We start from the raw sequence: 7648 nt of genomic DNA, 5'->3' as shown, positions 1-7648 counted from the left end.
TTCTTCAGACCTTCCCTAGATGATGCGCCTACAACAGGGGGGGAAGCGGCACTCTCCTACGTTGAGCACGATGTCGAAGATCTCGTGTCGCTCTTCAACGACTTTTGTCCCAAAGCTACCATAATCGTGAGTTCCCGGCGGAAGCCCAAGCTACGTAACATCGAATTAATTACCCTCTTACCCCTGGATGAGGCAGATACCCGGACATATCTGCTAGCTCATCCGTTGGCCGATGACGATGTCAAGACGACTCATGGTGTAAGTGAGATTCAGCGGCGGTCCGACGGCTTTCCGGACCGTATTGACAGTTCGCTTAAGAGGCTCAGGGTCACGACATTGGCAGATTTGGAGCCGCCCACCGCCAACGAGCTTGTGGATCGACCGCTGCCAGATGCAAATGTTCCGCGTTCACTGGTGGATGCGGTCATGTCGCTACGCGGACAAGAGCGTGGGGATCTTAGGCGATCTTGGATCCTCTTGAAGACGCTAGCTGTTCTTCCGTCAGGGGAATCCCTGGACACTATGAAGCGGGTAGAAAGTAACACGCCACTATACTCGGATCACGCAGAGGAACTACTTGATCTGGAGCTAATTGCGGTCCGCAAGTGGAGCAGTCTAAAGGCGCCTAGTGACCCGCTCAAGATTCTCGTGTCACCCCGCCCAGTTCGAGACTATGTGATCTCTCTCTTGGGGCCCGACGAATCGCTCTCGATTGTTCGGAAAGTCGTATCGCTCTATTTTGGAGACGGTTGGCGGTCCGGCGGAGCTGCGAAGCTCAGCACGCGACTGGGAATTTCCGCGTCTGACGACAGAGGAATCACCCAAAATCTGCATTATCTGACGATGCATTTACTCGCCTCGGCATCAACGTGGGAGTCGACAGGAAGCGCCAGCTCAGTCTTAAACCTCTGCTTAGCATATGGCTCAGAATTGCACAAGAGGGACATGTTTCGAGCCTGCTCCACAGTGTGCCGAGATTATCTCAAGCTTATTCCTGCTTCGGGTTATGAGTCGTACCGAGACAAAATAGGGATTTTTCTTGCAAAAAGCTTAAGGATGCTCGGAGATAAGGTTGAGGCGCCGAAGCTTTTTGAGGAGTTGCTGTCGAAACCGCTATCTAAGAGTGTGCGCGCTGGATTGCATTTGTCGTACGCGCTCGGGCTAAAGGCGGATGACGGTGATAAGGCTGTCGAGAATGCGAAAATGGCAATCGCGCTAAACCCGAAAGGAAATACTGCAATGCACGCCCAAGCGATTGTGTTGCAGATTGAAGGGGGAGACGACAGTAGAGGCAAGCTAATAAAGTTNAAGGAAATACTGCAATGCACGCCCAAGCGATTGTGTTGCAGATTGAAGGGGGAGACGACAGTAGAGGCAAGCTAATAAAGTTGGAACGTGAGGCGAGAAAAAAAGAGCATGTTACTCTCGTAAATAATTTGGTCCTTGATCGAATAGAATCGATCGAGGAAGCGTCCGAGGCTGTTTCGGATTTGCGCGAGGTTTATCGCTCTGCGTTTTCGGAGGGTGATCTATATACTGCTGGCAGGGCTACGGTTCGGTTATCTAAGATCCTGATGAATAAAGATGGCGCACTTAGTGAGGAAGACACTTCCCATCTTATTGACGCCTACCATTATTTTTATAATGAGCGCTTTCGACGATTATTTCAGCGGTCGCATGAGACGCTTTGGAGGTGTTTCGAGAAGGCCGGACAAACAAAAAACCTATTGACGCTATTTAGATACAGCTCTTTCATATGGCGCCTTAATGGGGATGAGGGTTACGAGATCGAATCGGCTCAACGACTGGTGTCTGCTGCGAGCCACCTACTACAAGTAGATTTCGAGCGAGCAGACCAGGACACCGCATACTTTTTAACTCGTGCGAGCACTCTTCCTCAATTGGGCGAAATGACCTTGGGTTAGGTGACAAGTCCTAAAAGGCCATTCGCAGTAGGATTTCCTCTCATGAATTTCGGACTTTTTCGAACACAATCTGTCATTCCATTACGATTGCGGTGGCGTATCCATTCCGCCACTATTGGCCTTTGGTCAGCCGCATAATTTAAATCAATTACTGCAATGCATCCCTCCGCCGCAGACCTCCGAAGACTCGCATTTAGGTTGCTCTTCTTATTTAGCGCCGTCGTCCTACTATATGCATTACTCTACGGGCTCCTTACTAAGTTCGCGCCAGGAAACGGGGTTGAATTTAAAGATCAAATACCGCATTGGACGGACTTTATCTACTTTAGCATCGTAACTGTATCAACTTTGGGGTACGGGGACTTAGCCCCCGTCGGTTGGTCTCGTGCGCTAGCGGCATCAGAAGCCCTGTTCGGACTATTATTTGTGGGCTATTCGATATCTCAAGTTGTCTCAGCCAAACAGGGGGCACTTATTGACTATCTGGCAAAAGACCGGATCGTTCAGACGTATGACGAGTGCTTGAGGTATGTGACGGATGCAAAGGAACTAATTGGAGATCGCAGACGATCAATCCAATCGCAGATACCGGTTCAGCCCATCGACTTCATTTATAACCGTTCGAACCCTTTTTATCCTGCGCTCCGCGCAATGGAAATACTGAACGGTTACACGGCTCACGTTGAAGACATCGGACGTGCAGCTGCCCTGTCCGTTCAGGTGGAGCGTGCGGCGCATCATGTGGAAGAGATGGCAAGCTTCGTGCGCAAATATATAAACCTTTTAATATCGACCAAAGCGAATTGGAAAGTTCGCCGCACCCAACAAATATTGACCCAACTTTGCGAAGAAATTGACGCCTTCTCAACGAGCTATATCGTGCACACCCGATACTCCCAACAGGAGTACAAGGGTGGTGGCTTTTATGCGGACATCGTCAAGAATCTGACAGGGGATATCCGTAGAAAGCTCTGATAGATCTTGCCATCATCTCGACCGTCGCCCGAGTTTCCATAGCTTATGCTTTCATATTCATCGTTGCCGCGCTCTTGAGCCGCTAGAGTTTGACACAGCCGTGCGCGCTAGCGCCTCGGATCGTTGCCGATGAAGCGCTGGTGGACCATAGGCTTATGACCGCTTTTGGCCGAAAGCCGTCCTCAATGTCAAGAAATCAAGCCAAAATTCGAACTCCCGCACAAACGGCCTGAGTGAGCTTCCCAGATCACACCGGCATCAATACTCCGATCAATTCCTGTTAAAGCCACTTTCCCGAGTCATTAACACAGACTTCCAGTGCTCTTCACGAGCAAGAATCTCGTCTTTCGTTGAATGGATATCCGCTATCTCAAGCAGCGAGAACCGCAAATCCGCCTGACGATCCGCAGAAGAAAGCCCGAATTCTTCCTTCAAGGCCACATTGCCCCCGTGTCCATTCTGCGCGTAGGCACACCAGCGTCCCCAGATGCCCTCGGTACCGTCCGCCTTGCCTACATAGAGCTGATGCGTTTTTCTGTCGGAAATCAGGTAGATGCCTTTCACATTGGACAGGGCAGTACGCCAGGTCGGTATGTTGTCTCTTACGATGATGTCGAGTTGAGCCTTGGGCACGTCCACCCGCTTGTAGCCGGGGAAATCCGCAATGCTGAGCCGGCGGGGCAGGAGCTGGCTTACCACCAGTTCGGCCTCCAGCGTTTCCCCATACACATAGGAATTGCGTTTTGTGTAGGGGCTGGAAGCATATAGCCTGCCGACCAGGTCTTCACACGCGTTGATTCGCTCCATTTCATAAATGAAGTGCGCAGGCGGCGTTGCTACTGCCTGGCAGTCTTTCACGCGATACAGTCCGACGAACAGCCACGAAGTTGTCGTCCCGGCTTGGACGAAAGACAACACGAATTCTCGTTGAAAGTTACGGCTGCGTTGCCAGGATTGCCACTCATCGAATCGTCCCTCGATGAACACGTCCAGCGGCTGCTCATACTGGTTGAAGCGCGCAAGATGGACTTTGCAATTCCGGGCTTCCAGTGAAGGGTATTGAATCCGCAGCAAATCAAAGACTTTCATAGCTCAACTTAGCAAGAAGACGATGAAGTTTATGCCGCAGCCAACGATTCTGCTCTTTCCCGTTTCCCCAGGCCCGTAACGGCGCCTCGGCGGAGAAACCCAACCGGATCACCGACGCCCCGATGCTGGCCTGGCCGCCCGCCTGAGGTCGGGTGGCGAACCGCAGGACCTCATCCGCCGCGCCCCTCGCGATGCCGCGCCGCATTGGCAAGATCAGCGATCGGCGCCAACAGCTCCCGATCGAAGCGCTCCAGCGGCTGGCCGGCGCGCAGCCTCGCGGGCCAGTCGGCGTGCGTGAGCGCGCCGCGCCCCAGCGAAACGAAGTCCGCCTCGTCGCGCGCCATCATGCCGGCCGCCGCCATCGGGTCGTGCAGCGAGCCGTTGGCCAGCACGGGGACTGGAACATGCCGCCGCGCCAGCGCCGCGAGACTCGGGCCCTGCGCGCCGAAGGCCGGGCGCCAGGCCTCGAATTCGGTGGTGTGCAGGTAGTCGATGGGCTGCGCGCCCAGCGTGCGGAAGATCTGCGCGGCGTCGGCCTCGGCGCCGGGCCATTTGTGGGTGAAGTCGTTGACCTTGCCCTGCGAGCTGCGCACGCCTACGGTGAAGCCCGGCTCCGTGGCCTGGCGCACCGCCTGGATGACTTCCACCGTCAGGCGCAGCCGGTTGTCCAGGCTGCCGCCGTAGCGGTCCGCGCGCCGGTTGGTGTAGTCGGTGAGGAACTGGTCCAGCAGATAGCCGTTGGCGCCATGGATCTCGACGCCGTCGAATCCGGCCTGCTGCGCCCTGCGCGCCGCCTGTGCGAAGCCTTCGACCGCGACCGCGATGTCTTGGTCCGTCATGGCTTCGGGCAGCCGGTACGGGCCTGCTCCGCGGTAGAACGTCATCTGCTGCCCGCGCGGCAACACGGCCGAGGGACCTTTGGTGGTGGCGCGATGGGGATTGCCCTGCGACAGCGCGCCCGCGTGCATGAGTTGGGCGACGATGCGGGCGCCGTGCGCATGGACGCGGTCCACGACGGGGCGCCAGGCATCGCGCTGGGCGTCGTCGGCCAGGCCGGGCTGGAACAGGTAGCCCTGCGCGTGGGCCTGGTCCGTATAGACGCCTTCGGTGATCACCAGGCCGAAGCCGCCGGCGGCGTAGGCTTCGTAGTAGTCGACCATCTGCGGCGTGGCGCGGCCGTCGGCCGTGGCGCTGACGCGGGTCATGGGCGCGACGGCGAGGCGGTTGGCCAGGCGCAGGCCGTTGCTCAGCCTCAGCGGCGTGTACAGTGCGGCGTGCGCGCCCATGTCAGCGGCCCTCCTGCGCACGCACGGCCGCGATGGCCTCGATCTCGATCATGGCGGCCGGGTCGTACAGCGCCTTGATCTCGGCGATGGTGTCGGCCGGGTAGGGGGCCGAGAAATGACGGCGGCGCAGCGCCACCACGTCCTTGAAGTGCCCCATGTCGGTGACGAAGATGGTGACCTTGATGACGTCCTTCAGGCTGGAGCCGCCGGCTTCCAGCGCGCGGCTCAGGTTGCGGAAGGCCTGTTCGCCCTGCGCCAGGAAACCGCCGTCGACGATCTTGCCGTCGTCGCTGGCGCCGGCCTGGCCGGAGATGAACAGCAGGTCGCCGAAGCGGATGCCCTGCGACAGCAGGAAGGGTTCGTAGTTGTCGGGCTGGGTGACGACGCGTTGTAGCATGATGAGAATTCCTTATTCATGGTCGATCGGGGAATCGGCCCGAGGGTGGCCGATCCATGCCGGTAATTTAGGGATGTGAGGCATCGGTGACAAAGGTTCATTTGTCAGCTATAAGGTGAGAAAAACTCATCTGTAGGACAGATCATGCAACGCCGATCCCTTCCGCTGTCCGGGCTGCGCGTATTCGAGGCGGCCGCGCGCCTGGGCAGTTTCAAGGCCGCCGCCCAGGAGTTGGCGGTGACGCCAACCGCGGTCAGCCACCAGATCCGCGCGCTGGAGGCGCAGACCGGGCTGGCGCTGTTCGAGCGCCACGTGCGCAGGGTGTCTTTGACCGAGGCGGGCGTGCAGCTTTATCCGGTGCTGCGCGACGGGTTCGATGCCTTCGAGGCGACGCTGGCGCGCCTGACGCATGCGCGCACGCGCATGCAGGTGACCATCTCGGCGACCAATGCCTTCACCGTGAAGTGGCTGGTGCCGCGCATGGCCGATTTCCGCAGCCGGCATCCGGGCATCGACCTGCAGTTGCAGGCCAGCGACGAGGTGGTGGACCTGAGATCCGCGGCGGTGGACATTGCGATCCGCTACGGCCGCGGGCCATATCCGGGCCTGGTTGCCCGGCCGCTGTTCACCGACCGCTTCGCGCCCGTGGCCAATCCGCGGCTGGGCGTGGAATCAGCGGACGATCTGGCGCGCGTGCCTTTGAGCCGTTTCGACTGGAAGCGGCCGCAGGCCGAGAACCCGACCTGGGAGCGCTGGTTCAGGATCGCGCGGCGGCGCGAGCCGCGGCAGGCAAGCGAGCTGCGGTTCTCCGATGAAGGCCATGCCATACAGGCCGCCGTCGCCGGGCATGGGGTGGCGCTGGTCAGCCTGGCGCTGATCGCCGAGGAGCTGGAGGCGGGCCACCTGGTGCAGCCGTTCGGGCCGGTGATCTCGGGGCACACCTATCATCTGGCCATGCCCGCGGACCGGCCGCCGTCGCCGCCGGTGCGCGCCGTTGCGGACTGGCTGGAAACGCAGGCGGGGCTGGAAGCTACGCCCTGAACGACGCAAACCCGTCCCAGCACTGGCGCGTGAATTCGTACAAGGCGTCTTGCGCCGTCAAGGGCGTGCGTCCTTTCAGCCGCGCCAGCGCATAGTGGCCCTGGCGCTGCGGGTCCGGCGGAATCGGCACTTCGACCAGCTGCCCGGCTTCCTGCTGCCGGCGGGTGACGCAGATCACGCCCAGCAGCAGGGTGTCGGAATGCAGCGTCAGCTCGACCAGCGCGTCCAGGTTTTCACAGCGGTGGGTGACCATTTGCTCGGGCGCGCCGCCCGGTCCCAGCGTTTCGGCCAGGCGCAGCGAGACTTCGGGGCTCAGCGTGCTGGAGGCCACGGGATAGCGGCGGACCTGTTCGATGCCCGGGCGCCGGTGGGCCAGGATGGGATGGCCCTTGCGGCAGACCAGCCCGGCGCGCAGCGGCGGCAGAACGCGGGTTTCGAGGTCGGCCGCGTCATACAGCATGCGGGCGTCGCACACCATGGCGTCGACGCGCTCGGCGCGCAGCATGTCCAGCAAGGCGGCGGTGGCGCCCAGTTCCACGCCGACGCGCACCTGCGGATGGCGCTCGGCCATGTGGGTCAGAAAGGGCGAGAGCAGCAGCGAGGCGGGCGCGGGGCTCAGGCCGATGGATAGCCTGCCCGATTCGCCGCTGTGCAGGGTCTTGAGTTCGCGCTGCAGTTCGGCTTCCTCGAAGCGCATGCGGCGCGCGCGTTCGGCCACGCAGGCGCCGTAGGGCGTCAGGCGCACGCGGCGCGTGCCGCGGTCCAGCAGCGGCAGGCCCAGCTCGGCTTCCAGCGCCTGGATGCTGCGGCTGAGCGCGGGCTGCGACAGGTTTACCGCATCCGCCGCGCGCGAATAAGTGCCGTGTTCCACGACCGCGAGCAGGTGTTTGAGTTTCTGGAAGTCCATGATCCAAGCGCATCAATACTATGAAATA

General features: G+C 59.7%; 7 protein-coding genes. 3 read left to right on the top strand and 4 right to left on the bottom strand.

Going from position 1 to position 7648, the window contains the following annotated elements; all coding sequences use genetic code 11:
- The first annotated feature begins 1322 nt into the window (after positions 1 to 1322).
- Positions 1323 to 1925: a hypothetical protein gene (locus tag C1I89_RS34230; RefSeq protein WP_146196960.1), complete on the top strand. Its 603-nt coding sequence runs from the start codon at positions 1323 to 1325 to the stop codon at positions 1923 to 1925.
- Positions 1926 to 2081: 156 nt separating this feature from the next.
- Entirely contained in the window at positions 2082 to 2900 is an 819-nt protein-coding gene (locus tag C1I89_RS31130) for a potassium channel family protein (RefSeq protein ID WP_102776118.1), read from the top strand.
- Positions 2901 to 3170: 270 nt separating this feature from the next.
- Here the strand turns inward: C1I89_RS31130 and C1I89_RS31125 are convergent, their stop codons facing one another.
- From C1I89_RS31125 to C1I89_RS31115, 3 genes are all read right to left on the bottom strand, one after another.
- Positions 3171 to 3989: a GIY-YIG nuclease family protein gene (locus C1I89_RS31125; RefSeq protein ID WP_102776117.1), complete on the bottom strand. Its 819-nt coding sequence runs from the start codon at positions 3987 to 3989 to the stop codon at positions 3171 to 3173.
- A 170-nt stretch (positions 3990 to 4159) separates the two neighbouring features.
- Positions 4160 to 5275, bottom strand: a complete 1116-nt coding sequence (locus C1I89_RS31120; RefSeq protein WP_102776116.1) for an NADH:flavin oxidoreductase — start codon at positions 5273 to 5275, stop codon at positions 4160 to 4162.
- A gap of 1 nt (position 5276) precedes the next feature.
- Complete coding sequence (locus C1I89_RS31115; RefSeq protein ID WP_102776115.1) at positions 5277 to 5672, bottom strand: RidA family protein; 396 nt, start codon at positions 5670 to 5672, stop codon at positions 5277 to 5279.
- A 144-nt stretch (positions 5673 to 5816) separates the two neighbouring features.
- Here C1I89_RS31115 and C1I89_RS31110 point away from each other — a divergent pair, with 144 nt between their 5' ends.
- Positions 5817 to 6713, top strand: coding sequence for a LysR substrate-binding domain-containing protein (locus C1I89_RS31110; protein WP_102776114.1), 897 nt, complete (start codon positions 5817 to 5819; stop codon positions 6711 to 6713).
- Here the strand turns inward: C1I89_RS31110 and C1I89_RS31105 are convergent.
- Positions 6703 to 7620: a LysR family transcriptional regulator gene (locus tag C1I89_RS31105; RefSeq protein ID WP_102776113.1), complete on the bottom strand. Its 918-nt coding sequence runs from the start codon at positions 7618 to 7620 to the stop codon at positions 6703 to 6705. The genes C1I89_RS31110 and C1I89_RS31105 overlap by 11 nt on opposite strands.
- Positions 7621 to 7648: the final 28 nt, after the last annotated feature.

The organism is Achromobacter pulmonis (assembly GCF_002885955.2).
Taxonomy (GTDB): Bacteria; Pseudomonadota; Gammaproteobacteria; order Burkholderiales; family Burkholderiaceae_B; genus Achromobacter; species Achromobacter pulmonis_A.
Note: the sequence above shows the minus strand (reverse complement) of the source record. Positions and strands in the feature narration are given on the sequence as shown.

Excerpts from the sequence above, each read along its gene's own strand:
- C1I89_RS34230 (WP_146196960.1), top strand. The coding sequence starts at position 1,323 with ATGCACGCCCAAGCGATTGTGTTGCAGATTGAAGGGGGAGACGACAGT.
- C1I89_RS31130 (WP_102776118.1), top strand. The coding sequence starts at position 2,082 with ATGCATCCCTCCGCCGCAGACCTCCGAAGACTCGCATTTAGGTTGCTC.
- C1I89_RS31125 (WP_102776117.1), bottom strand. The coding sequence starts at position 3,989 with ATGAAAGTCTTTGATTTGCTGCGGATTCAATACCCTTCACTGGAAGCC.
- C1I89_RS31120 (WP_102776116.1), bottom strand. The coding sequence starts at position 5,275 with ATGGGCGCGCACGCCGCACTGTACACGCCGCTGAGGCTGAGCAACGGC.
- C1I89_RS31115 (WP_102776115.1), bottom strand. The coding sequence starts at position 5,672 with ATGCTACAACGCGTCGTCACCCAGCCCGACAACTACGAACCCTTCCTG.
- C1I89_RS31110 (WP_102776114.1), top strand. The coding sequence starts at position 5,817 with ATGCAACGCCGATCCCTTCCGCTGTCCGGGCTGCGCGTATTCGAGGCG.
- C1I89_RS31105 (WP_102776113.1), bottom strand. The coding sequence starts at position 7,620 with ATGGACTTCCAGAAACTCAAACACCTGCTCGCGGTCGTGGAACACGGC.